Origin of the sequence: Azoarcus sp. CIB, assembly GCF_001190925.1 — a bacterium.
Lineage (GTDB): Bacteria > Pseudomonadota > Gammaproteobacteria > Burkholderiales > Rhodocyclaceae > Aromatoleum.
The window spans coordinates 1,145,347-1,170,817 of sequence record NZ_CP011072.1 but is presented as its reverse complement, the minus strand read 5'-3'; the positions used below and the strand labels follow the sequence as shown (position 1 = coordinate 1,170,817).

Genomic DNA, 25,471 nt, shown 5'->3' with positions numbered 1-25,471 from the left:
CCTTGCCTCCGCAGCATGAAACCGGGCCGCACGGCCCGCAGCGCCCTGCCCCACGGCTCAGGCGCCGATCGAATCGACATGGCGTTTCCAGAACGCCGCGTCGGGGAGCGCGCCGGTCGCCGCACGCACGTTGTCCGCCATATGCTCCGGCCGCCCGGTGCCCGGAATCGCGCACGTCACCGCCGGATGGCTCAGCACGAACTTCAGCAGCACCTGCGCCCAGCTCGTCGCGCCGATCTCCGCCGCCCACGGCGGCAGCGGCCGGTCGCGCAGGCGGCGCAGCACGCGGCCGCCGCCGAAGGGCCGGTTGACCAGCACCGCCATGCCGCGTTCGGCCGCCAGCGGCAGGATGCGCCGCTCCGCCGCCGCTTCGCCGACCGAATAATTGACCTGCACGAAATCGAATTGCGCCTCGCGCATCACCGCCTCGAGCTCGCCATAGGCGCCCTGCGTGTAATGCGTGATACCGATATAGCGCACGCGCCCCTCGGCCTTCCAGTCGCGCAGCGTCGACAGATGCACCCGCCAATCGACCAGGTTATGCACCTGCATCAGGTCCAGGCGCTCCACCTGCAGCAGCCGCATCGACTCCTGCATCTGCCGGATACCCTCGGCCCGCCCGTGCGTCCACACCTTGGTCGCGACGAAGGCCTTGCTGCGCAGTCCACCCGTAGCGAGCAGTTCGCCCGTCACGGCCTCGGCCCGCCCGTACATCGGCGAGGTATCGATCACCGACCCGCCGGCCGCGAACAAGGTCCGCAACACCTCGGGTAAGCGCCGATACTCCGCCGAGTCGCGCGGGACGTCGAAACCCACGTACGTGCCCAGCCCGACGACGGGCAGTCGCTCCTGGGTCGAAGGAATCGGGCGCGTCGGCATCGCACCTCCGGAAGACTCGCCCGGCGCCTGGGCCTTCGCCCGGCCGCCGACGACAAGGACCGCAGCCGCGCCCGCCGCAAGCCGCAGGAACTGCGCTCGCGTCATTCCGCCAGCGGGCATCATCGGGGACGACGGGCTGGACATGCGTCCTTCCTCCGCAAAACGGCCGAAGCACGGCCTCCGCAAGCTGTGACCGCGGGAATGCCCTGCGAGTGCCGCGACGCTCGGGAAATTCGACGCCGAAAACGCGGACCCTCCGCATCCCGTGGAACGCCGGCGGCGTCACACGAGCTACGGAGGGTCCGCGTGTCCGTTTCCTCTACCTTATTGCGGCGAACGCAGTGCTCAGTACAGCCCGGTCAGGTAGAAGAAGGCGATGACCACGAACACCGCCAGGGTCTTGATGCAGGTAATGGCGAAGATGTCGCCGTAGGCCTGCCGGTGGGTGAGGCCGGTGACCGCCAGCAGCGTGATGATCGCGCCGTTATGCGGAAGGGTATCCATGCCGCCACTGGCCATCGAAGCGATTCGGTGCAGGACTTCCATCGGGATACCGGCGACGTTGGCCGCAGCGATGAACTGCTCCGACATCGCTGCCAGCGCGATGCTCATGCCGCCCGTGGCCGAGCCGGTTATGCCGGCCAGCGTGGTGACCGTGATCGCCTCGTTGATCAGCGGGTTGGGGATGGCCTTAAGTGCATCGGCGACAATGAGAAAGCCCGGCAGGATGGCGATCACGGCACCGAAGCCATATTCCGAAGCCGTGTTCATCGACGCCAGCAGCGTACCCGACACCGCCGCCTTGGTCCCTTCGGCGAACTTCGCCTTCACCGTCCTGAACGAGAACGCCAGCACGGTGAGAATGCCCACCAGCAGCGCCGCCTCCACCGCCCAGATGGCAGCGACCTTGGAGACCTCCGTGACGACGGGTTTGCCGCCCGCGGCCAGCGCCATTTCGTGGGTGCTGCCATACAGCTGCGGAATCCACGCGCCGAAAACCCGGTTCAGCACGCCCACCGCGAGCAGGGGCAGGATGGCGATCCAGGGGTTGGGCAGGGCCTCGCCGGCGAAGGGCTCGGGCTCATTGTGGTGACCCTCGCCATAGCCTTCGTTCCGCGCCGCCGCCTGCTTGCGCCGCCAGGTCAGATAGGTGAGACCCACCAGCAGGATGAAGACCGAGCCGACGACGCCGAGCCAGGGGGCCGCCCAGGCATTGGTCTTGAAGAAGGCCGAGGGGATGATGTTCTGGATCTGCGGCGTGCCGGGCATCGCATCCATGGTGAAGCTGAAGGCCCCAAGGGCGATCGTTCCCGGCAGGAGCCGTTTCGGAATGCCGCTCTGCCTGAACATCTCGGCGGCGAACGGATAGACCGCGAACACCACCACGAACACCGATACCCCGCCGTAAGTGAGGATGGCGGAGACGAGCACGATGGAGAACATCGCCCGGTCGCGCCCGACAAGCTTGATCACCGCGGAGACGATCGACTTCGAGAAGCCGGACAGCTCGACGACCTTGCCGAACACCGCTCCCAGCAGAAAGACCGGGAAGTAGAGCTTGATGAAGCCGGCCATCTTGTCCATGAACACGCTGGTGAACATGGCCGGCACCAGCGACGGATCGGTGAACAGCACTGCGCCGAGGGCGGCGACAGGGGCGAAAATGATGACACTGAAACCGCGGTACGCGACGAACATCAGAAAGACGAGCGCCGCCAGGATTACGATGAATTCGTACATTTCGAGAACCCGATGTGGAGTGGGAGGGCGCGGTCAGTAGTTGCCGCCGGTGGCACCGCTGGACTCGATGCGCTCGCGCTCGAGATCCTTGATGAGGTGCTCGTCCTCGGCGACCACTTCCTCCAGCACGTCGCGCAAGAAAAGCACGCCGATCACCTTGCCCTGCTCCATCACCGGGAGATGACGTACCCACTCGCGGTGCATGACTTCCATGCAGCGCTCGCAGGAGTCATCCGCCGAGGCGCAGATCACCTCGCTCGTCATGATCTCGTGCGCCCGGGTCTCCCTGGCCGTGCGGCCCTTCAGTTCCACCTTCAAGGCGTAGTCGCGCTCGGTGACGATACCGAGCAATTGCCCGTTGTCGATGACCAGCACGCCGTTGACGCCGTTGTCGGCCATCGCCTGCAACACCGCCATCACGGGCTCGTTCGGCCCGACCGAAACCACGCCGGCCCCGACCTCCGTCACCAATTGCCGGGCCGTCTTCACGGTCTTTTCCATTCTTTGTCTCCTACCTTGTATGTGTTCTCGAACATCGCTTGTTTTCCCGTGGATGTTCGAACGGGGCATGACCGCTTATCGCTGGGGGAGGCTCAGCTCCTCGCGCAGCAACTCGCGCAACTTGAACTTCTGGATCTTCCCGGTCGCCGTCGAGGGCATCGTCTCGCGCACGATCAGGCGCTCGGGGATGTACTGCATGGCGACCTTCTGCGCCTTCAGGAAGTCGACCATCGACGCGAAGTCGATCGTCTGGCCGGCCTTGGGTGCGATGACGGCGCAACAGCGCTCGCCGAGGCGCTCGTCCGGGTAGGCGACAATCGCCACCTGCTCGACGGCCGGATGCCGATACAGAAGGGACTCGATCTCGAACACCGGAATGTTCTCGCCGCCGCGGATGATCACGTCCTTGTTGCGGCCGCTGATGCGGATGTAGCCTTGCTCGTCCATCTTCGCGACATCGCCCGAGTCGAGCCAGCCGTCGGCATCGACGTTGTTCCATTGCGGCCGCTTGAGGTAGCCGCCGAAGGCCGAGCACGTGCGCACGACAAGGCGACCGACCTCTCCGCGCGGCAGCTCGACGGCCGCGTCGTCGACGATGCGGACCTCGGCGCCGTGGATCACCTTGCCGTCGGTCGTATAGGCGCGTTCGTCATCGTCATCGAGGCCGATCATCGTGATCACGCCGATTTCGGTCATGCCCCAGGCCGACACGATCTTGGTGCCGAGGACCTTGCGCGCCTGCTCGACCAGCGGAGGGGGAATCGGCGCGCCGGAGCACAGGAAGCTTCTCAGGGTCGGCACCGGCAGTCCCAGTTCCTGCACGGTCTTCGTCAGGTCGGTCAGGAAGGGCGTCGAGGCCATCGTGAAGGTCGCGCCCTCCGCCCGGATCAGCTCGACCGCCTTCGCCGGCTCCCACTTGTCGAGGATCACCGAACGCCCGTGCAGCAGGATCGGCAGCATCATTCCGTACGCCGCGCCCGTCTGGTGCGCCATCGGCGAGGCCATGAGCACGACATCGTCGTGATCCAGGCGCAGCTGACGGGCGTACTGCACGAGGTTCGCCATCACCGTGTTGGTCGAATGCATCGCGCCCTTCGGCTCGCCGGTGGTGCCGGACGTGTACATCAGCATCGTGATGTCGTCGGGGCCCGGCCGGCTGCGCGTCAGGATGTCCGCGGCATCGGGTTCCTTCTCCCAGGCCGGCGCCGTGAGCAGCGCGTCGAAGGAGTCCGGGCCATCGCTGTCGATGACGACGATGCGCTTCAATGCCGGCAGGCTCGGCTGCAGCCCGCGTGCCATCGCCTCGTGGTCGAAGCCGCGGAAGGTCTTCGGCACGATCAGCACCTTCGCCTCGCCATGGCCGAGCATGAAGGACAGCTCGCGCTCGCGGAAGATCGGCATCAGCGGATTGATCACCGCGCCGATGCGCGCGCACGCCAGATACACCACCGTGAACTGCCACCAGTTCGGCAGCTGCATCGCCACCACGTCGTTGCGGCCCACACCCAGGCGCGACAGACCGACGGCGACGCGATCGGCCAGCGCGGCCAGCTCGCGGTACGTAAACCGCCGCACTTCACCGTCTTCCGCGCGCATCGCGGTCAGCGCAATCTTGTCGGGGAATGTGCTGACGCACACCTCGAGTTCGTCGTTGATCGTGCGATCGGGCCACAGGCCCGCGGCAATGCAGGCGGCACGGCGGGGGGGTAGCAAGACTGCGTCGAAGTCCATTGCTTGTCTCCTTGTTGGTATGAAGCGAGTGCGGTCGATCCGGTGCAACATCGCGCATTGGACGACGCACACGACCCTGTTCTGGCGGATTATCGGGCTCGAATTTCCCTCGCCAAAGCAAGAAGTTGCACACGCCCTGTGCATCAATGCACAATAGTGCGCATGGACTCCCTGCCTGACTGGAACGACCTGCGCATCTTCCTCGCGGTCGCTCGCCTGGGCACGATTTCGCTCGCAGGCGAGCGGCTGGGGATCGAACACTCCACGGTCTCGCGCCGCATCGACCGGCTGGAGGCCAATCTCAGCGTAGTTCTGTTCGATCGCCGCCGTACCGGGTATTTGCTGACCGATGCCGGCCACGCGCTCATCCCGCATGCGGAAAGAATGGAAAGCGCCCTGCTCGAAGCCATCGAGGAGAGCGCGGGTCTGGGGGTGCGGGTGAAGGGATCGGTGCGCGTCGGTACGCCCGAGGGCGTGGGCATCCACCTGATTGCACCCGGCCTGGCGAAACTGCAACGCGAGCACCCCGAACTACATGTCCAGCTGATGCCCCAGCCCCAGTATCCGAGCCTGGTCACGCGCGAGGTCGAGATCCTGATCACCCTGGACCCTCCCGAGGTCGGACGCTACAAGGTCGCGCGGCTGACCGATGTCGACTTTTCCATCTACTGCTCGCCCGGCTACCGCGACGCCCACCCGCCCATCCGCCAGTTGAGCGACATCGCCGAACACGACTTCGTCGACTACATCCACGACGGCTCGCTCAGCGGCCTGTTCCGGGTCCTGGATGAGCTCACACCCCATCCCAGGAGGATCTTCACCTCCACCAGCATACTTGCCCAGCGCGAGGCCGCGGCAGCGGGAATGGGACTCGTGGCCTTGTCGCCTTTCGTCGCCGATCTGTCCGACGACCTGGTCTGCGTATTCCCCGGACAGTCGCTCGTGACCCGCACCCTATGGATCGCCGCGCCTGAAGACCTGCTGCGGATCAAGCGCGTCCGCGTCGTGTGGGACTTCATCCGGGACCTGATCGAGCAGCGTCCGGAGGACTTCCTTCGCAACGTCTGACCGCAGTGCCGGCCAGTAGTGCGCTTTGCCGCTCGCAAATCGGTGTGTGCCCCGGGGCGTGATGCACGAAGACGTCATGCCGTAGGCCAAAAAACAAGGGCAGCCCGGACGTGCCGGCCTGCCCTTGATCGATCCCCTGTCGGGGCGACGCTTGCGGTAAAAAAGCGCCTGATCGGACCAACCGGAGCCGGGTCTGGCTGGAGCATCCCGGCTTGTGGCCGGAAGCGTCGGTGCAGATCAGTTGTTGCCATTAGACCTCAGGCCGACGAATCTGCAAATTTCATAATTGCGATATTGCCATCTGAAAAAACGATAGACTGAAACATCGCTTTCCCCCTGCCCCGACATGGAACTGCGCCAGCTTCGTTACTTTCTCGCCATCGCCGAACACGGCAGCTTCTCCAAGGCCGCCGCGCTGGTTCATGTCGCGCAGTCGGCGCTCAGCCACCAACTTGCCCAACTGGAAGATGAACTCGGCCGGCCGCTGTTTCACCGCCTGCCGCGCGGGGTGGAACTGACACCGGCCGGCCGGGCTTTCCATGCGCACGCGGCATCCATCCTGCGCCAGGTGGAGGATGCCCGGCAGAGCGTCACCCAGACGGAGGGCGAAGCCGCAGGCAAGGTGATCTTCGGCATACCGCACAGCGTCTCGCAAGCGCTCGCACTGCCCCTGCTCAAGGCGGTGCGCTCGGCCTTGCCGCGCGTCGAACTGGAACTGACCGAGGAACTCACCGGCAACCTGATCCCGCAGTTGCGCACCGGCCTGATCCATCTCGCGATCCTCTTCGACGACGGCCTCCTCGACGAATTCCGCTGCTACCCCCTGCTGGAGGAATCGCTGCTGCTGATTTCACCCGCGGCAGCGCCGGATGCGCCACGCGGCCCCATCAGCCTGCGCGAGGCGTTACGCATGCCCCTCATCCTGCCCGCATCGCCGCACGGGGTCCGCCCCATCGTCGACGCCGCAGCGTGGAAGGCCGGCCTCGCCGCCCCCAACGTCGTCGCCGACATCAGCTCCATCAGCATCCTGCGCACCAGCCTGCTCGCCGGCCTCGGGCACACCCTGCTGCCACCGATGCCGCTACAGCACGAACTGGACACCGGCACGCTACAGGCCGTACCCATCGCACCGGAAGACCTCACCCGACGCGTCGTGCTCTGCGCCTCGCGGCATATCCCTGCCTCGGCGGCGACCCTGGCAGTCGCCAGGGTGCTGCACGCGCTGGTCGGCGGGCTCTGCCGGGACGGAAGCTGGCGCGAGGCCCGCCTCATCGCCACGGAGAACCCGCCCTTTACGGAGCGTTGAAACAGCTTTCGGATCGGGTCGAAGTAACTGTGCCACAAATGTCGGAGCCATCACCCGGATTCTCAAACTGCCGAGAAGCACGGTTTTTCCACGGAGAAAACGGCGATAATGGCGGCCAATTCGTTTTGAGCGCTATTTCAGGATTCCCCAATGGAAATCAAGGTCAATTTTCTCGACAAGCTTCGTCTTGAAGCCAAGTTCGATGACTTCACGGTGGTGGCCGATCAGCCTATCCGCTATAAGGGCGATGGCTCGGCGCCTGGCCCGTTTGATTACTTTCTGGCTTCGTCGGCTTTGTGTGCGGCTTACTTTGTGAAGCTGTATTGCGAAACCCGCAATATTCCTACCGATAACATCCGCCTGTCGCAGAACAATATTGTCGACCCGGAAAATCGCTACAAGCAGATTTTCAAGATCCAGGTCGAGTTGCCGGAGGATATCTCCGCCACCGACCGTCAGGGCATCTTGCGCTCCATCGAGCGTTGCACGGTGAAGAAGGTCGTGCAAACCGGGCCTGAGTTTGTGATCGAGGAGGTGAAAAATCTGGATGCCGATGCTCAGGCCTTGCTGACGCTGAACCCGGATTCAGAAGCAAGCACCTATATTGCGGGAAAGGATCTGCCGCTGGAGAAAACCATCGCCAATATGTCGCGGGTTTTGGCGGATCTGGGCATCAAGATTGAAATTGCTTCATGGCGCAATCTGGTTCCCAACGTTTGGTCGCTGCATATCCGCGATGCGCACTCGCCGATGTGTTTTACCAACGGCAAGGGTGCCGCCAAGGAAAGCGCGCTGGCGTCGGCGTTGGGCGAATTCATCGAGCGCATGAATTGCAATCATTTTTACAACGACCAGTTCTGGGGGGAAGACATTGCCAACGCGACGTTTGTGCATTACCCGAACGAGCGTTGGTTTAAGCCGGGCCGCAAGGATGCGCTGCCGGCTGGAATTCTCGACGAGTACTGCCTGCAGATCTACAACCCCGATGGCGAGTTGCGTGGATCGCATTTGTACGACACCAACTCCGGCAATGTGCAGCGCGGCATCTGTGCGCTGCCGTATGTGCGCCAGTCGGACGGCGAGGTGGTGTATTTCCCGACCAACCTGATCGACAACCTGTTTCTCAGCAATGGCATGAGTGCCGGCAATACGCTGGCTGAAGCGCAGGTGCAATGCCTGTCGGAAATCTTCGAGCGGGCGGTCAAGCGTGAAATTCTGGAAGGCGAACTCGCGCTGCCCGATGTGCCGCACGACGTGCTGGCGAAATATCCCGGCATTCTGGCCGGCATCGAGGAGCTGGAAAAGCAGGGCTTTCCGGTGCTGGTGAAGGATGCGTCGCTGGGCGGGGAGTTTCCGGTGATGTGCGTCACCTTGATGAATCCGCGTACCGGCGGTGTGTTTGCGTCGTTCGGGGCGCACCCCAGCCTGGAGGTGGCGCTGGAACGCAGTCTGACCGAGTTGCTGCAGGGGCGCAGTTTTGAAGGCCTGAACGACTTGCCCCGCCCCACCTTCGAAAGCAACGCCGTAACCGAGCCGAATAACTTCGTCGAACACTTCATCGATTCCAGCGGCGTGGTGTCATGGCGCTTCTTCAGCGCCAAAGCCGATTTCGATTTTGTCGAGTGGGATTTTTCCGGCCAGGGTGAAAACTCCAATGCCGAGGAAGCCGCAGCCTTGCTCGGCATTCTCGAAGACATGGGCAAGGAAGTGTATATGGCGGTGCATGACCAACTCGGCGCAACGGCCTGCCGCATCCTGGTGCCGGGTTATTCGGAAATCTATCCGGTGGAAGACCTGATCTGGGACAACACCAACAAGGCGCTGTTGTTCCGCGCCGATATCCTGAACCTGCATCGCCTGGATGATGCCAGCCTGGAAGCACTGCTCGAACGCCTGGAACACAGTGAGCTTGATGATTACACCGACATCATCACCTTGATCGGTATCGAGTTTGACGAGAATACGGTCTGGGGTCAGCTCACGGTTCTGGAGTTGAAACTGCTGATTCATCTTGCCCTGAAGCAATTTGAAGCGGCGAAAGAGCTGGTGGAAGCCTTCCTGCAATACAACGAAAACACGGTCGAGCGCGGATTGTTTTATCAGGCCTTGAATGTGGTGCTGGAGGTGCTGCTGGACGACGAGCTGGAACTGGACGATTACGAGGCCAATTTCCGTCGGATGTTTGGCAACCCGCGGATGGATGCGGTGATGGGGTCGGTAGACGGCAGCGTGCGCTTCTTCGGGCTGACGCCAACGAGCATGAAACTGGAAGGGCTCGACAGGCACCAGCGCCTGATCGATAGCTACAAGAAACTGCACGTCGCACGCGCCAAGGTGGCGGCTTTATCCAGTTAGGGTTGCGAGCCGGGTATCGGAACGGGCGGCGCCGCGGCTGCCCCCCGAAGCTGGATAGCGCCAGGCGTCGGAGACGGGCGGATGCGCATTTCACCGTCCCGTCAGGCACGAAATCGATCGCGCCAACCGCGCCGTCGCACCATCACACATCACCCTCGCCGACTCGAAGACAAGCGGCATCCTGCGGGCTATAAATCAATTGTCGGCTGCGCAGGCGAACGGGATGAAGGCTCATCCGGCGTCGCTCGTGCTGGTCCGAGGCAAGGCTTGGTTGGCTGCATGCGGTTCGCGGCTGGCTGCCGCTCCACTGCCGACGTTGGCGTATGGAACGAGCGGGATGCCTTGTCGGGCTTGCCCTGGAAACGCAGGACCCTGGAGAGTGTGATGCTGCCGCGTGCCGATGATGCTCCTCGCCGCGAACCCGTTCCGCATCGCTGGCACGTGCTGCAGATGCTGCGGTCGATGCGTGCGGGGCATCCGTTCATACACCTTTGGGATCTCTCCTGCCTGACGCACCTTGAAGGCGCGCCGATGGCAGTGCATTACTTCGGCTTTCTGGAGCGCAACGGTTACATCGTGCCCTGCGCGAAGGAAGGGACGCGCGCGCACTATTACACCTTGTCCGCCGACGGGGTCGCGCTGTACGAGGCCGGGGAACGGTGGTGGCGCTCGTTGCGGTGGCGGCAGAAGTATTTGGTGATCTGGCACGGTTGACGCGGCGCGCACCGGCGTTCCCCGAGTGAAATCTCATGATTTTCTGTAGTGCGATTCCGCGGACTTTTGGACGCGGGACTGTGCGCGGCTCCGTAAAGTTGGTACAAACGCCACACGCGGCGTACTCCAACCGACAGGATCCGGAATCATGTTCGCTTCCACCCGCAAATCGCTCGCTCCCTCCCCGCGTACCCGGCTTCGGCCGCTTCCCTTGGCGCTGCTTGCCTGTGTGGGGGCCTCCACCGTTCGGGCCGCGGAGCCTGCTCCGATACTGAACCCGGTGGTGGTCACGGGCAGCCGCGTCGAGGCCGAAAGCTTCGACCTGCCCTTCTCCGTGGATGCGGTGGATATGCGGGGGGTGCAGGCGGGCAATCTCGGCGTGAATGCGTCCGAGGCGCTCGCGGGGGTGCCGGGGCTGGTGGTGCAGAACCGCCAGAACTACGCGCAGGATCTGCAGATTTCGGTGCGCGGCTTCGGCAGCCGGGCGGCCTTCGGCGTGCGCGGCGTGAAGCTGATCGCCGACGGCATCCCGGCCAGCACACCGGACGGACAGGGCCAGGCGGCGACCTTCAACCTCGACACGGCCGAACGCATCGAGGTGATGCGCGGGCCGTTCTCGACCGTGTATGGCAACCATGCCGGGGGCGTGATCCAGCTGTTCTCGCGCGATCCGAAGGGTGCGCCGACGCTGCGCGGCGGGGTGCTGGGCGGTTCGTGGGGCACGACCAAGGTGGATATCGGCGCCGAGGGCGAGAAGAACGGCGTGGGTTACGTCGTCGACGCGTCGCGCTTCGATACCGACGGCTACCGCGACCACAGCGCCGCGACACGCGATCAGTTGTTCGGCAAGCTGCTGTTCCGCCCGGATCAGGACAGCAAGCTGACGCTGGTGGCGAATGCGCTGCGGCAGGATGACACCGACGACCCGCTGGGCCTGACTTGGGATACGTTCAAGGACGATCCGCGGGACGTCGAAAGCGTGGCGGAGACCTTCAACACCCGCAAGAGCATCGACCACCGCCAGGGCGGGGCGACCTACGAACGGCGCTTCGGCCCGGGGCGGCTGCACCTGTCCGCGTATGCGGGCGAACGCAGCGTGACGCAATACCAAGCGATCCCCACAGCCGTCCAGAACATCGTGACGCGGCCGCGCCATTCGGGCGGAGTCATCGACTTCGACCGCAGTTTCCACGGCCTCGGCGCGCGCTGGACGCACACGCTGACGGCAGGCCCCGGCGAGCTGACGCTGACGGGGGGCGTCGATTACGACCGCTCGGAGGATGCGCGCAAGGGCTTCGAGAACTTCCGCGGCAGCGCCATCACGCCGACCGCGGTGGGGGTGAAGGGGCGGCTGCGCAGGAACGAGACCGACACGGTGACGAGCGTCGATCCTTACGTGCAGGGCAGTTGGAAGCTCGACCAGTGGACGCTGCAGGCCGGCCTGCGCCACAGCGACGTGAAGTTCGAGGTGGACGACAAGTACATCGTGACCGGCAACCCCGACGACAGCGGCGACATCCGCTATCGCAAGACGACGCCGGCGCTGGGCATCGTCTATCACCTGAGCCCGGTGGTGAACCTATACGCGAGCGCGGCGCGCGGCTTCGAGACGCCGACGCTGACGGAGCTTTCCTATTCGGGCACGACCTCGACGGACGGTTTCAACTTCGGCCTGAAGCCGGCCACCAGCAAGCAGTACGAACTCGGCGCGAAGGCCTTCGTCGGCGAGAACACCCGCGTGAACGTCGCTGTGTTCGAGATCCGCACAAAGGACGAACTGGTCGTGGACAGCGCCCTGGGCGGGCGCACGGTGTTCAAGAACGCCGGCTCGACCCTGCGCCAGGGCATCGAGCTCGCGGCCGACACGGAGTTTTCGCGCAACTGGCGCGGGAAGCTGTCGGTGACGAGACTGCACGCGGTCTACGATGACGCCTTCGTCGCAGGCGGCCGCCCCGTCGATGACGGCAAGCGCATCCCCGGCATCCCCGCACTCTCGGCCTATGCCGAATTGGAATGGAAGCCGCGCGCAGGCTTGGCGACCGCCGTCGAAATTCTGCACCGGAGCAAGGTCTACGTCGAGGACACCAACACCAAGCGCGCCGCACCGGGCTACACACTGGCGAACCTGCGCCTGACCGCCGAGCAGCGTTCGGGGAACTGGACCTTCCAGGAGATGGTGCGCGTGGATAACCTGTTCGACAAGGAACACGTCGCCTCGGTGATCGTCGGCGACGGCAACGACCGCTTCTATGAACCCGGCCCGACCCGCAGCGTGTACGCGGGCATCAAGACGAGCTACCGATTCTGACCGGACCCGAACTCCTCCTTCGCGGCGTCAGCTTCCGCCCTGCCCGGCTCGTTCGGGCGGGGCTCGTTTTTTTCGTCGCGGCACTGCTGTCGGCCGTCGCGCCGGCGCGGGCTGCAGACGACATCGTCGTGCGCGAACTGCAGCCGCTCGCCTACGCGGACGCGCGCGCAGCACTGCTCGACGCCTTCGTCGACGAGGGGCTGGCGCCGCCGGCGGTGAGCCCGTTCGGCGACATGCTCGCGCGCACCGCGCCAGATCTCGGCCACCGCGCGGACTTCTACGGCGAGGCGGAGATCTTTTCCTTCTGCAGCGCGCAGGTCTCGGGCCGCATGATCGCCGAGGACGTGCGCAACATCGCGCTGTGCCCGATGACGGTGGCGCTGTACACGCTGCCCGGCCGGCCGCGCACGGTTTTTTTGGCTGTGCGCCCGGCGGCGCTGCAATCGCCCGCCGGCGAGTTCGCACGCGCCCTGCTGCGCCGCATCGTCGAGCGCACCGTCGACAACGCCGGCCTGACGCGCTGATCTTGTTAGGGCGGTAATCAAACCGGTTCCTCCCCTTTTCAAGGGGGGAGGTTAGGAGGGGGATGGGTTTCTGCGACGTAGGCTAAACCCATCCCCACCCCAACCCTCCCCTTGAAGGGGAGGGAGTGACCGTGCTGCTCTCAACCTGACATCACGCAATTGCTTGCCGGATTAATGGCCGCCCGAACTATCGCAACATCCGATTCGTGAGAAATTGGGTGCCCGGTCGTCATTTCGCATCTTCCCGTCACCGTAATACGTTAGATTTGAAGGGATTGGTCGTCCCCCCAGCGAATCAGGTGGCGTGTGAAAGCTCCGCAGCTCAACCGGGTCGTGCTCATCGCGTACGCCGCAGTGATCGGGCTCGCGGGCTTCGGCTTCTACGAGCTGTGGTCCTTCCGCGTCGCCGCGGCGCTGCGCCTTTCCGGCGAGAGCCTGCAGGCGATGGGCGGGGCGCTCGATGCCACGGCGAAGTCCGCCACCGATCACGTCGCAATCCTGCGCGTAGAGGCGGAACGTGCGCTGCGCGACGAGGTCGTCCATGCGCGCAGCCCGCTGCGCGACGCGGTCACGGTGTTCCCCGAACCGGGCCTGTTCGCGACGACGCGCGTCCCGGACGATCTGCCGCCCGGCCTCGGCGCTTACGTCTTCGGCCGCGGTGATCCCGCGGCCCTTCCCGGGCCGATGGAACGCGAGATCGAGGTCGCGCTGCACCTGATCCCGGTGTTCCAGCGCGTGCGCGAGAACGTTCCGCAGGCGGCGTGGGTGTACTACACGTCGCGCTCGGGCTTCGTCAGCATCTATCCGCTCGATGCGCAGTGGAAGTACCTGACCTGGCGCGACGAGATGCTCACCCATCCGGTCGTCACACGCGCCGCGCCGGAAAACAATCCCGGTCGCGCACTGCACTGGAGCGAGGCCTACGTCGACGAAGCGGGCAAGGGCATGATGAGTTCGGTGACGGCGCCGGTATACGATCAGGCGGGTCGCTTCCGCGCCATCATCGCGCTCGACATCACGCTCGCGACCCTGAACGGTTACCTCGGCGGCCCTGGCATGGAGATCGGCCGCATGTTCGTCGCCAACGAGCAGGGCCAGCTGATTGCCGATCCCGAAATCGTGAAGCAGGGCGATTCGGAAGTCCGCCTCGTCGACCGCACGCTGCCACGCGAGCTCTCCGGCCACCTTCCGCAGCTCGTCGACGTCGCGACAACCGGCTACAGCGAGCACGACGGCTGGCTGCTGGCGGGCGTACGCCTGAAGAACGCGCCTTGGACCGTCTATCACGTGGTCGACCGCTCCGCGCTGGGCTGGACGACGCTGCTGCACATGCACGTCGAGATCATCGCGATGCTGCTGATCGTGCTGGCCGGCGTACTGCTGGAACAGCGCCGCCGCGCCGCGCACCGTCTGCACCTGTACAAGGTGGCGGTCGATGCGAGCACCTCGGGCATCGTCATCACCGACCGCGCCTCCGCGATCGAATACACGAACCCGGCGTTTTCGCGCATCACCGGCTACCCTGCGCACGAGGCCCTCGGGCGGACGCCGGCGCTGTTCCGCTCCGGCAAGACGCCACGCGAGTTGTATGAGGACCTGTGGAACGTGATCCTGCGGGGCGAGAGCTGGCAGGGCGAGCTCCTCAACCGCCGCAAGAACGGCGAGCTGTACTGGAGCGACCTGCGCATCGCGCCCATCCTCGCCCCCGGCGGCGAGCCGCAGCAGTTCGTCGGCGTGATGAACGACGTGTCGGCGCCGAAGGAGGCGATGCGGGCGCTGGTCGACAGCGAGTCGTACAACAAGACCCTGTTCGAGCATTCGCACATCGCGCAGGCGATCCTGGACCCGGGCACGCGCCGCTTCATCGACTGCAACGACGCAGCGGCGGCCCTGTGCGGCTACCCGGACCGGCGCAGCATGATCGGCCGCTCGCCGCTCGACCTGGCCGCGCCCGTGCAGCCGGACGGGCGTCCGTCGGGCGAGGCCGGCAACGACCAGCTCTCGCGCTGCCTGGACACGCGCGTGAGCGTGTTCGAGTGGCGCAACCGCCGCCCGGACGGCGAGGAGTGGGACGCCGAGATCCGCTGCATGAGCTTCCGCCACGGCGACCGCACGCTGCTGCAGCTGAGCATGCAGGACATCACCGAGCGCAAGCGCATCGAGACCCGCATGAAGCAGGCGATGGTGGTGTTCAACGCGTCGAGCCAGGGCATCATGACCGCCGACGCGCATGGGGTGATCACGGCCGTCAATCCGGCGTTCACCGCGATCACCGGATACGCCGCCGAGGAGGTGCTCGGACGCAAGCCTTCGCTGCTCGCCTCCGGGCGCCACGACGCGGCCTATTACGCCAACATGTGGAAATCGCTGGCCGAAACGGGGCGCTGGGAATCCGAGATCTGGAACCGGCGCAAGAGCGGCGAGATCTACCCGCAGTGGCAGACGATCTCCGCCATCTACGACGACCGCGGCGCCGTAACCGGCTACATTTCGCTGTTCAACGACATCACCCAGCGCAAGCAGCAGGAAGAGGCCATCTGGCGCCAGGCCAACTTCGACCCGCTGACCAGCCTCGCCAACCGCAGCCTGCTGCAGGACCGCCTCGACCAGGCGATGACGCATGCGCGGCGCAACCACACCCACGTCGGCCTGCTGTTCCTCGACCTCGACGGCTTCAAGTGGATCAACGACACGCTGGGACACGACACCGGCGACGAACTGCTGGTCGAAGTCGCGCGCCGCCTGACCTTCTGCGTGCGTGAGCAGGACACCGTGGCGCGCTTCGGCGGCGACGAGTTCACGATCGTCATCCACGACCTCGCCAAGCCCGACGACCTGAACGCGATCGCCGAGAAGATCGTCAGCGTGCTGCGCGATCCGTTCTCGCTGGGCGGCATGCAGCACCGCATGTCGGGCAGCGTCGGCATCACGGTCTACCCGGACGACGGCGAGGACCTGCAGACGCTGTTCCGCAACGCGGACATCGCGATGTACAAGTCCAAGCAGGCCGGCAAGAACCGCTTCCAGTTCTACGCCCGCGAGATGCAGAGCGACGCCCTCGCGCGCATGCAGCTCGAGGCGGATCTGCGCACCGCGCTCGAACAGCAGGCCTTCTCGCTGCACTACCAGCCCATCGTCGATTCCGACAGCGGCGAACTGGTCGGCGCCGAGGCGCTGATACGCTGGTTCCACCCCGTACGCGGACCCGTGTCGCCGCTGGAGTTCATCCCCGTGGCCGAGGACAGCGGCCTCATCATCGGCATCGGCGAATGGGCGTTGCGCGAGGCCGCGCGCCAGTCCCGCGCCTGGCGCGAACAGGGGCACGGGACGCTGCGACTGGCGGTGAACATGTCCGGCGTGCAGTTCCGCGAATCCGGGCTGCCCGACCTGATCGCCGGCGTGCTCTCCGAATTCGGCATGGACCGCGGCAGCCTCATGGTCGAGATCACCGAATCGGTGCTGATGGGCGGCAGCGAATCGATGGAGGCCCGCATGCGCGACATCAAGGCGCTGGGCATCGGCTACGCGCTCGACGACTTCGGCACCGGCTTCTCGTCGCTGTCCTACCTCAAACGCTTCCCCGTCGACATCGTCAAGATCGACCGCAGCTTCATCAGCGACTGCCCGGACGACCGCAACGACGCGCATCTCGTCGAGGCCATCATCAACATGGCCCACAGCCTCGGGCTGCACGTCACCGCGGAAGGCGTCGAGACCGGGGAGCAGGTGAGCTTCCTGCGCGAACTCGGCTGCGACTTCCTGCAGGGCTACCTCATCGGCAAGCCGCTGCCGCCCGAGGAGTTCGAGGCGATGCTGCAGAAGCACTTCCTGCTGGCCTCGGTAGACGATCTCGGCCCGGAAGAGTCGCGCCTGCTCACCGCGCTGCGCCGCGACGACCTCGACGTCGATGCCTGGCTGCGCCGGCTGCTCGGCGAACGCTCGCCCGATCTGGCCGCGTTCATGGAACGGGAAGGCTGGAGGCGGCACGGGCTGGACCTGAAGCAGGCCATCGAGGCCCACCTCAACTGGCGCAAGCGGCTCAACGCCTACGTCAGCGGACGATCCAACGCCGAAGCACTGGACGTTGCCGAAGCCGGCTCGGTGAGCCTGTGCGAGCTGGGCCAGTGGATCGACGGCAACGATGCCCTGGCAGCCGACCGCCTCGGGCATCTCACACGCATGCACAAGGACTTCCACAGACTGGCGGGCCAGATCGTCGCCGACTATAACCATGGCTATCAGGCCTCGGCGCGGCGCTCGCTCGCCGGCCTGAAGTTCCGCACGGCATCGCGCGACCTGGTGATCGCGCTGATCGATTGTTTCGACGACCGGAGCGGCTCCGGCGGCTGAACGCCGCCCCTTCCACCCCCCTCCCATCCCCCGCGAGTTTCCCCGACGACAGGAGTCGAGTCCATGCTGACAGCCACGCAGAAGAAGACCGCCGAGAGCATCGTCAATCTTTTCGAGACCGGCCAGGTGCTGGGCGACTACGGCATGGTTACGATCATCCGCGGCGACACCGGCCACCTCACCTACGGGCGCTCGCAGACGACGCTCGGCTCCGGCAACCTCGCCAAGCTGCTGCGCCAGTACTGCACCGCACCCGGCGCCGAATTTGCCCCGCTGCTCGACCGCTACCTGCCGCGCTTCGATGCTGTAGACCTCGCGCTGGACAGCGACGGCGCGCTGCACAACATCCTGCGCGCGGGCGCCGACGACGCGGTGATGCGCGACGTGCAGGACGCCTTCTTCGACGCGAACTACTGGCAGCCGGCGATGCGGGCGGCCGCCCGCGAGGGCATCGCCTCGCCGCTGGGCTGCGCCGTGGTGTATGACAGCTTCGTGCACGGCGCGTGGAAGGCGATGCGCGACCGCTGCAACGCCGCGCATGGCAGCGTGGCCGACGCGGGCGAACGGAAGTGGATCGACGCCTACGTGGCGACGCGGCGCGCCTGGCTCGGCGGCCACGCGCGCGCCGACCTGCGCCCGACGGTGTATCGCATGGATGCCTTCCAGCGCCTGATCGACCAGGGCTACTGGAACCTTGAGCTGCCGCTGGTCGTGCGCAGCGCCGAGATCTCGCCCGCGACGCTGGCCGCCCTGCCCCACGGCTGCTTCGACGGCCCGGCGCCGGGTTCGCGCGCGGTGTCGGTCGGCTCGCCGATCATGCGCGGGCTCGACGTGCGCCGCATCCAGCTGGGCCTGTCGCTGCGCGGCGTCGACATCAAGGCCGACGGCCTCTTCGGCCAGACCAGCGCGCGCTGCATCAAGGCCTGGCAGACGAAGAACGGCCTTCCCGCGACCGGCGTCGCCGACATCGCGCAAGTTGCACGGCTGTGCTCGTTCGACGATCTGCCGGTTTGAAAAAGACCGGTTTGACAAATAAGTGAGCGACCTCTAAACAGATAATTAAACAGAATAAGTGCGCGGCACCGCTCCGTCCCGTGAGCGGCAGCCCGCATACCCCGACAGAAAGGTCGCGCCCGATTCCGTCCGCATCGCTCCGAAATGCGGCCGGCAAGGTGCCGCCGCGGGAGGCGGGGATGCTCCGGACCCGAAGGAGAATCTCATGGCAAGACGCGCGCTCTGCATCGGCATCAACAACTACCCCGGCACCGACAGCGACCTCTCCGGCTGCGTCAATGACGCCAACGACTGGGCCGCCGCCCTCACCGAACGCGGCTTCTCGGTGACCCGCCTGCTCGATTCCGCGGCGACCAAGGCGGCGATGGTGCAGGCCATCGACACCCTGGTCACGGGCGCGGCGAAGGGCGACACGATCGTGCTCACCTATTCCGGCCACGGCACCTGGCTGCCCGACGCCGATGGCGACGAGCCCGACGCACGCGACGAAGCCTTGTGCCCGTGGGACATCGGCAGCGGCAATGCCCTGCTCGACGACGAACTGCACGACCTCTTCAGCCAGCGTGCCGGTGGCGTGCGCATCATGCTCATCTCCGACAGCTGCCACTCCGGCACCGTCACGCGCGGCGATGAAAGCGATCTCGACCCCGGCATGCCGCGCGCCCGCTTCCTGCCGCCGGCCGTGTGGATGAAGCGCGACGACCTTCCTGCGGACACGGTGCGCCCCGCGCGGCTATCCGGCGGCTTCACGCGCGCCGGCGGCGACCTGCTGCTCGCGGGCTGCCTCGATACCCAGTTCAGCTGGGACACGAGCTTCAGCGGCCGCCCCAACGGCGCCTTCACCTTCTATGCGCTGAAGACGCTGAAGAACCTGCCCGCGACGGCAACCTACGAGCAGTGGTTCAAGGAAATCCGTAACTACCTGCCCTCCACGCGCCTGCCGCAGGATCCGCAGATCTTCGGCACCCGCACTGCGCGCCGCTTCAAGGTCTTCGCGTGACGCCCGCGCGCCGGCCTTGAAGCGCCGGCGCGCACCCTTCCCCACCGCCGCAGGAGGCCCGGATGCCGGCACCGCGCAAACCGAGTGAACTCGTCCTCCACCTGCCTGGGGTGCCGCGCGAGGCCGACACCCTGCCCGGCGCGCTGAAGGCCGCCACGCGCGCGGGCGGCGCGGCGGCGCCCGATCCCTTTCTCGACGGCGTCGTCGCGGTGCAAGCCGCGTATGCCCTGACCGCGCCCGGGCGCGACGCGGCTGCGGCAACCGACGCGCGCCTGCGCGAGGACAGCCTGCTCGCACTGGAGGCGGGCGACGGCACCACCGTCTTCATCCGCGCCGACAAGCTCAGGGAAGACCTCGCGCGGGTGCAACCCGACGCCGTGCGTGCCGACGGCTCGATCGACTTCGCCGCCCTGCGCGACCCGTCCGCGGCCGCGCGCGGCATTCCGGACTGGCTGTGGTCGGGCGTGTCGGTGCTCACGCTGGGGCACGACGCGATCGCCGATGCCGCACGCGACAAAGCGCTGGAATGGCTGCAGGACTGGCTGGGCGAGCGCAGCGAGGATCTAGCGGCGCCCGGCGCGTCGTGGCTGGGCACCAAGGCGCTGATGTGGGCGATCGAAAGCCGCCTCGCGGGGGAACCGGGGCTCTACCAGTGGCGCGACGGCGACGGCCTCGCGGGCGCCGACCGCTGCACCGCCAACGACCCGCGCCTCGCCGCGATCGGCGACGCGCCGACGCTGCTCTTCATCCACGGCACCGCCTCACACACGCTGGGAAGCTTCAAGGATCTGCGCGCCGGCAGCGCCGCCGCCGACTGGGAACCGCTCGCACACCGCTTCGGCGAGCGCATCTTCGGCTTCGAGCACCGCACCTTCTCCGAAAGCCCGATCGACAACGCGCTGCAGCTCGCTCGCACCCTGCCCGCCGACGCCCGGCTGTCCGTCGTCACGCATTCGCGCGGCGGTCTCGTCGGCGACCTGCTGTGCCTCGCGGGCCTGGGCGACGATGCGATCGCCGCCTATCGCCACGCCGCACCGCCCAACGCGGGCGAATCCGAACGCGAAAAACGCCTGCGCGACGTCCTCACCGCGCGCGAGCAGGACACGCTGCGCGCGCTGCGCCAGGAGCTTGCGGACAAGAACTTCCGCATCGAACGCTACGTGCGCGTCGCCTGCCCCGCACGCGGCACGACGCTGCTCTCCGACAACCTCGACCTGTTCCTTTCCGGGCTGCTGAGCCTCACCGCCCGGCTCGTCGGCGCCGTGACCGGCCCGGCCGGCGGCGCGGTGCTGTCGGCGTTCAAGCGCATCGTGCTGGAGATCGCCGACAAGCGCGTCGATGCGCGTCTCGTCCCCGGCATCGAGGCGATGCTCACCGACGCACCGATGGGCCCGCTGCTCGCGACCGCGCAGCGCAAGCAGGGCATCGCGATGGCCGTCATCAGCGGCGACATCCAGGAAACCAGCGTACTGAAGCGCCTTGGGGTGATGTTCACCGACTGGATGCTGTTCGACCGCCACGACAACGACCTCGTCGTCGACACCGACTCGATGTACGCCGGCCTCGCGATGCGCAACGAGGCGCGCTACCTCTTCGACCAGGGCGCCTCGGTCAATCACTTCAGCTACTTCGCCAACCGCCATACCCGCACCGCGCTGCGCGACTGGCTCACGAGCAACGACCCGGCGGCCCTGCCCACGTTCAGCGCCATCGCCCGCCGTCGCGAACCCGGCGCCGCCGAGGCGCGCGAACGCGCCGCCAGCCGTGCGGCATTGCGCGAGACACCGCGCCCGGACAGCCGCCCGGTCGTGATCTTCCTGCCGGGCATCATGGGTTCGCACCTCGAGGTGCGCAAGGAAGGACGCAAGGCCGGCGACGGCGACCGCGTGTGGTTCGACTTCCTCGACCTCGCGACCGGCGGCCTCGCGAAGATCGCGATGGACAAGACCGCCGTAAGCGAAGAAGCGCTCTTCGACATGTTCTACGGCGACCTTGCCGAGCATCTCGAAGCAACGCACACCGTCATCCGCTTCCCCTACGACTGGCGCAAGCCCATCCATGCCCCGGATGGCGCAGCCGAACGCCTCGCCGACACCCTTCAGCAGGCGCTGAAGACGCACCCCAACCAGCCCGTGCGCCTGCTCGCGCACAGCATGGGCGGCCTCGTGTGCCGCACGATGATCGCGACTCACCCCGACCTGTGGGCGGAGCTCGTGCGCCGCCCCGGTGGCCGCCTGGTGATGCTGGGCACGCCCAATAGCGGCTCGCACCTCATGGTCGAGACCCTGCTCGGCAAGTCCGGCACGATGCGCAAGCTCGCACGCATGGACCTCGGCCACGGCATGCAAGGCGTGCTCGACATCGTCGCGGGCTTCCCCGGTGCGATGCAGCTGCTGCCGCGCCCCGGCTTCGAGGACGCGGGACCGACGCTGCACGCCGACTGGCTGCGCGCGCCCGTCTGGCCGTCCGCCGCCAAGGCCAACCGCGACCGCTGGTTCGGCGACGGCATCGCCGGACAGCCCAGCAATGCCACGCTCGCCGCCGCCCGCGGACTGTGGGAGGGGCCGCTCGCGACGAACGACGCACCGCAGCCGGTCGAACGCGTGATCTACGTCTTCGGCCAGGCCGAGAACACCCCCTGCGGCACCACGATCGAAGGCGACCAGATCAAGATGATCGGCACGCCGCAGGGTGACGGCTCGGTGAGCTGGGCAGCCGGGCGACTCGCGAACCTGCCGGCCGAGCAGCACTGGTACATGCCGGTCGACCACGGCGCGCTGACCGGCACCGAGGACCACTTCCCCGCCGTCACGGACCTGCTGCAGACCGGCAGCACGAGCCGCCTCGGCCGCCTGCCCGCCGCACGCGGCGCCGCCGCCCCGATCGCCATCTACGACGCCCCGCCGCCCGTGCTGCCAACCGAGGAGGAACTCGTCTGCAGCCTCGTCGGCACCCGTCCGCGCCGCCGCCGCCCGGTGTCGGCGATCCATCCGCTGCAGGTCTCGGTCAGCGCGATGGACCTGCGCTTCGCGCGCCAGCCCATCCTGTGCGGCCACTACCAGGGCGACGGGATCGCCGGCGCCGAGGCCGCGATCAACGACGCCTTGGTCGACGGCGCCCTGCGCCAGCGCGAACGGCTCGGCGTCTATGCGGGCGAAATCGGCTCGGCGGCCATCGTGCTGCAGGCGCGCAACCGGGAAGACCGCCTGCGCGGCACCGGGCGCGGCGCCGTGATCGTCGGTCTGGGGCGATTCGGTCAGCTGTCCGCGGCCGACATCACCGAGACCGTGCGTGCCGGCGTCCTGCGCTACCTGCTCCATTCGCACGACCGCCAGGGCACCGAGGGTGACAGCGAAGGCGAGGGCGAGGTCGACACCGAGCTCACGCTCGCGAGCCTGCTGATCGGCTACAACTCCACCGCCCACATCAGCGTCGACGACTCCATCGAATCCATCGTGCGCGGCGTGCTCGCCGCCAACCGCCAGTTCGCCGAGGCGATGCCGCTCACGCGGCTACGGGTCGCGCGACTGGAACTGATCGAACTGTTCATGGACACCGCGATCAGCGCCGCGCGCGCGGTGCGCCAGCTGCCCGCACGCATGGCCGGCGACCTGCGCCGCCTGGAGTCGCGCATCGACGTCGCCGAGCAGCTCAACGAGGGCGAAGGCGCGCGCCCGCGCCTGTCGGTGTTCGCCCCCTTCGGCTACTGGCCACGCATGCTCGTCACCGCGGACGACGGACCTGCGGAAGGTGGCACGCCGGCCCCCGCAAGCGGCAGCCGTGCAATCGCCACACGGCTGAAGTACGTGATGCTATCCGAACGCTCGCGCGCCGAAAGCGTCGTGCACCAGCGCCAGCCCGGACTCATCGAAGCACTGGTGCGCAACGCGATCACCCAGGACCACTACAACGCCGACCTGTCGCGTACGCTGTTCCAGTTGATGGTGCCGCTGGATTTCAAGGCGGCCGCGCGCGAAACCGAACAGCTCGTCCTCGTCGTCGACGCCTACACCGCGAACCTGCCGTGGGAGATGCTGCAGGCCGACGAGCAGCCGATGGCGCTCAAAACGGCGATCGTGCGCCAGTTCGCCTCTGCGCGTTTCCGCCGCAACCCGCTCAGCATCACGCGCAAGGTCGCGTGCGTGATTACCAACCCGTCCACCCACGGCTACTACGGCCAGTTCGGCGATCCGTCGCGACCGCTGCCCGCGCCGCAGGACGACCATCTGCCCGATCTGCCCGGTGCGGTGGCCGAAGGCGCGGCCATCCGCGACCTGCTCGGCGAGTGCGGCTATGACGTCAACTACGGCGAAGGCATCGAGGCGCTCGACGTGTTCGCACGCCTCTTCCGCCAGCCGTGCAAGGTGCTCGTCGTCGCCGCCCACGGCGTGTTCGAAGCCACGGCGCGCGACGGCACGCAACGCACCGGCGTCGTCCTGTCCGACGGCATGCTGCTTACCGCCGCGGAGGTATCGCAGCTCGAAGTCGTGCCCGAACTCGTGTTCCTCAACTGCTGCCACCTCGGCGCGATGTCGGCGGCGCCCGACACGGCGAACCGCCTCGCCTACAGCATCGCATGCGAACTGATCGAGATCGGCGTGCGCTGCGTCGTCGCGGCCGGCTGGCAGGTGAATGACGAGGCCGCCCGCCTCTTCGCGACGAGCTTCTTCGAAAGCTTCGTGCGCGACGGCAAACCCTTCGGCCCGGCCGTCTTCACCGCCCGCAAGAGCGCATGGGAGCAGTTTCCGCAGTACAACACCTGGGGCGCCTACCAGGCCTACGGCGATCCGCACTACATGCTCGAAGCCCCCGCCGACGAAGGCACGGCGCGGGTCCCCACCGACATCGTCTCGCCCGTCGCCCTCGTCGACACCTTCGCGCGCCTGCGCGTCGACCTGTCGCACCGGACACGCAGCGTCGCCGACGTGGGGCGTCATATCGCGGCCATCCTCGTGCATGTTCCAGCCGCGTGGAAGGATCTGCCCGAAGTGCAGGCCGCCATCGGCGCGACCTATGCCGAACTCGGCACCGAAGGCTTCGAACGCGCCTGCACCGCCTATTGCCTAGCGCTCGCCGGCGAAGACCGCAGCGGACGCGTGCCCGTGCGCATCGTCGAACAGCTTGCCAACCTCGAAGCCCGCATGGGCGAGACGCGGGGCGATACGACCCTGATCGAATCCGCCATCGCGCGCCTCGACAGCCTCATCGCGCTGGCGAAGCCGATGCCGCCCGGTACGACCCCCATGCCGTCGAACGCCGAACGCAGCGCCCTGCTCGGCAGCGCCCTCAAGCGCGAGGCGGCAGTGCTCGCCGCGCAGAACGGCGACTGGCCGAGTGTCCGCGCGGCATTGGCGCGCGCACGCGAGGCGTACGCCGGCGCCGAGGGCACTCCGGGCGATGCCGGCTTTGATCCCTACCTCATGATCAACCGCCTGCAGCTCGACTGGCTGCTGCTCGAAGCCGACGCCGACGCCGCGCGCAAGCGCGCGACCGAACAGGCGGCCATGTGCGCCGAGGCGGCGCGCGCACTGTTCGCACGCAGCGGCGACTTCTTCGACGCGGTGAAGCCGGCCGACGCCGAACTCGCCGCGCTGCTCCTTGCGGGAATCGGTGCTGACGACGGCCCGAAGCTCACCTGCCTCTACGAGCAGGCGATCGACAACGTGCCGCGCAGCGCGCGCAAGTTCGACTCCGTCGTGAAGCAGATCTGCCTGCTCGCCCGCCTCGCCGCCTTGCGCGGCCACCCCGGTGATGCGATGCACGCCCGCGTGCTGGGCGAACTCGCGCGCAGCCTCGGCCAGCAGGACTGCCCCGGACTGCCGCCGCCGACGCGCGCCAAAAATCCCAGAGGCATCAAGAAAAAGACCTGACAAGCGTTTTGCATCAATGAATTGTCGATATTCCCCAGCGCTGATTAAATATTCTTAATGGATATTTCGGAAGTTTGCGGCGGTATACCATTCCGCTCGCCTCCATCCGAA

Annotated in this window: 14 protein-coding genes; 10 read left to right on the top strand and 4 right to left on the bottom strand. The window is 66.7% G+C overall.

Features of this window, described 5'->3' with window-relative positions; translation table 11 throughout:
* Window positions 1–57: 57 nt before the first annotated feature.
* The 4 genes from AzCIB_RS05170 to aliA all read right to left on the bottom strand — a co-directional run bounded on the left by AzCIB_RS05170 (window position 58) and on the right by aliA (window position 4,851).
* Window positions 58–1,023 carry an aldo/keto reductase gene (locus AzCIB_RS05170; RefSeq protein ID WP_232299358.1) on the bottom strand — a complete coding sequence of 322 codons (966 nt, stop codon included), beginning with the start codon at window positions 1,021–1,023 and terminating at the stop codon, window positions 58–60.
* Between the two features lie 201 nt (window positions 1,024–1,224).
* A complete protein-coding gene (locus AzCIB_RS05165) occupies window positions 1,225–2,619 on the bottom strand; it encodes a GntP family permease (protein ID WP_050414914.1) in 1,395 nt (464 codons plus the stop codon).
* Window positions 2,620–2,652: 33 nt separating this feature from the next.
* Complete coding sequence (locus tag AzCIB_RS05160; protein ID WP_050414913.1) at window positions 2,653–3,120, bottom strand: CBS domain-containing protein; 468 nt, start codon at window positions 3,118–3,120, stop codon at window positions 2,653–2,655.
* A gap of 75 nt (window positions 3,121–3,195) precedes the next feature.
* A complete protein-coding gene (aliA, locus tag AzCIB_RS05155) occupies window positions 3,196–4,851 on the bottom strand; it encodes a cyclohexanecarboxylate-CoA ligase (protein ID WP_050414912.1) in 1,656 nt (551 codons plus the stop codon).
* Between the two features lie 162 nt (window positions 4,852–5,013).
* Here aliA and AzCIB_RS05150 point away from each other — a divergent pair, with 162 nt between their 5' ends.
* The 10 genes from AzCIB_RS05150 (at window position 5,014) to AzCIB_RS05105 (ending at window position 25,360) form a co-directional block, all read left to right on the top strand.
* Window positions 5,014–5,919: a LysR family transcriptional regulator gene (locus AzCIB_RS05150; RefSeq protein ID WP_050414911.1), complete on the top strand. Its 906-nt coding sequence runs from the start codon at window positions 5,014–5,016 to the stop codon at window positions 5,917–5,919.
* A gap of 346 nt (window positions 5,920–6,265) precedes the next feature.
* Window positions 6,266–7,225 (top strand): LysR family transcriptional regulator, encoded by a 960-nt coding sequence (locus tag AzCIB_RS05145; RefSeq protein ID WP_050414910.1) that lies wholly within the window; start codon window positions 6,266–6,268, stop codon window positions 7,223–7,225.
* Window positions 7,226–7,375: 150 nt separating this feature from the next.
* A complete protein-coding gene (locus AzCIB_RS05140) occupies window positions 7,376–9,580 on the top strand; it encodes an OsmC domain/YcaO domain-containing protein (RefSeq protein ID WP_050414909.1) in 2,205 nt (734 codons plus the stop codon).
* A gap of 384 nt (window positions 9,581–9,964) precedes the next feature.
* A complete protein-coding gene (locus AzCIB_RS05135; protein WP_050414908.1) occupies window positions 9,965–10,294 on the top strand; it encodes a hypothetical protein in 330 nt (109 codons plus the stop codon).
* Between the two features lie 148 nt (window positions 10,295–10,442).
* The gene (locus AzCIB_RS05130; RefSeq protein WP_050414907.1) at window positions 10,443–12,602 is read left to right on the top strand and encodes a TonB-dependent receptor family protein; all 2,160 of its coding nucleotides are present in this window, start codon (window positions 10,443–10,445) and stop codon (window positions 12,600–12,602) included.
* Between the two features lie 128 nt (window positions 12,603–12,730).
* A complete protein-coding gene (locus AzCIB_RS05125) occupies window positions 12,731–13,126 on the top strand; it encodes a DUF302 domain-containing protein (RefSeq protein ID WP_232299357.1) in 396 nt (131 codons plus the stop codon).
* A gap of 306 nt (window positions 13,127–13,432) precedes the next feature.
* Window positions 13,433–17,476 (top strand): EAL domain-containing protein, encoded by a 4,044-nt coding sequence (locus AzCIB_RS05120; RefSeq protein ID WP_050414905.1) that lies wholly within the window; start codon window positions 13,433–13,435, stop codon window positions 17,474–17,476.
* Between the two features lie 63 nt (window positions 17,477–17,539).
* Window positions 17,540–18,490 (top strand): chitosanase, encoded by a 951-nt coding sequence (locus AzCIB_RS05115; protein WP_050414904.1) that lies wholly within the window; start codon window positions 17,540–17,542, stop codon window positions 18,488–18,490.
* Between the two features lie 205 nt (window positions 18,491–18,695).
* Entirely contained in the window at window positions 18,696–19,490 is a 795-nt protein-coding gene (locus AzCIB_RS05110; protein WP_050414903.1) for a caspase family protein, read from the top strand.
* Between the two features lie 62 nt (window positions 19,491–19,552).
* On the top strand, window positions 19,553–25,360 hold the full coding sequence (locus AzCIB_RS05105; protein WP_050414902.1) for a DUF7379 domain-containing protein: 5,808 nt from the start codon (window positions 19,553–19,555) through the stop codon (window positions 25,358–25,360).
* Window positions 25,361–25,471: the final 111 nt, after the last annotated feature.

Coding starts and splice junctions, on each gene's coding strand:
- AzCIB_RS05170 (WP_232299358.1), bottom strand. CDS start 1,023: ATGTCCAGCCCGTCGTCCCCGATGATGCCCGCTGGCGGAATGACGCGA.
- AzCIB_RS05165 (WP_050414914.1), bottom strand. CDS start 2,619: ATGTACGAATTCATCGTAATCCTGGCGGCGCTCGTCTTTCTGATGTTC.
- AzCIB_RS05160 (WP_050414913.1), bottom strand. CDS start 3,120: ATGGAAAAGACCGTGAAGACGGCCCGGCAATTGGTGACGGAGGTCGGG.
- aliA (WP_050414912.1), bottom strand. CDS start 4,851: ATGGACTTCGACGCAGTCTTGCTACCCCCCCGCCGTGCCGCCTGCATT.
- AzCIB_RS05150 (WP_050414911.1), top strand. CDS start 5,014: ATGGACTCCCTGCCTGACTGGAACGACCTGCGCATCTTCCTCGCGGTC.
- AzCIB_RS05145 (WP_050414910.1), top strand. CDS start 6,266: ATGGAACTGCGCCAGCTTCGTTACTTTCTCGCCATCGCCGAACACGGC.
- AzCIB_RS05140 (WP_050414909.1), top strand. CDS start 7,376: ATGGAAATCAAGGTCAATTTTCTCGACAAGCTTCGTCTTGAAGCCAAG.
- AzCIB_RS05135 (WP_050414908.1), top strand. CDS start 9,965: ATGCTGCCGCGTGCCGATGATGCTCCTCGCCGCGAACCCGTTCCGCAT.
- AzCIB_RS05130 (WP_050414907.1), top strand. CDS start 10,443: ATGTTCGCTTCCACCCGCAAATCGCTCGCTCCCTCCCCGCGTACCCGG.
- AzCIB_RS05115 (WP_050414904.1), top strand. CDS start 17,540: ATGCTGACAGCCACGCAGAAGAAGACCGCCGAGAGCATCGTCAATCTT.
- AzCIB_RS05110 (WP_050414903.1), top strand. CDS start 18,696: ATGGCAAGACGCGCGCTCTGCATCGGCATCAACAACTACCCCGGCACC.
- AzCIB_RS05105 (WP_050414902.1), top strand. CDS start 19,553: ATGCCGGCACCGCGCAAACCGAGTGAACTCGTCCTCCACCTGCCTGGG.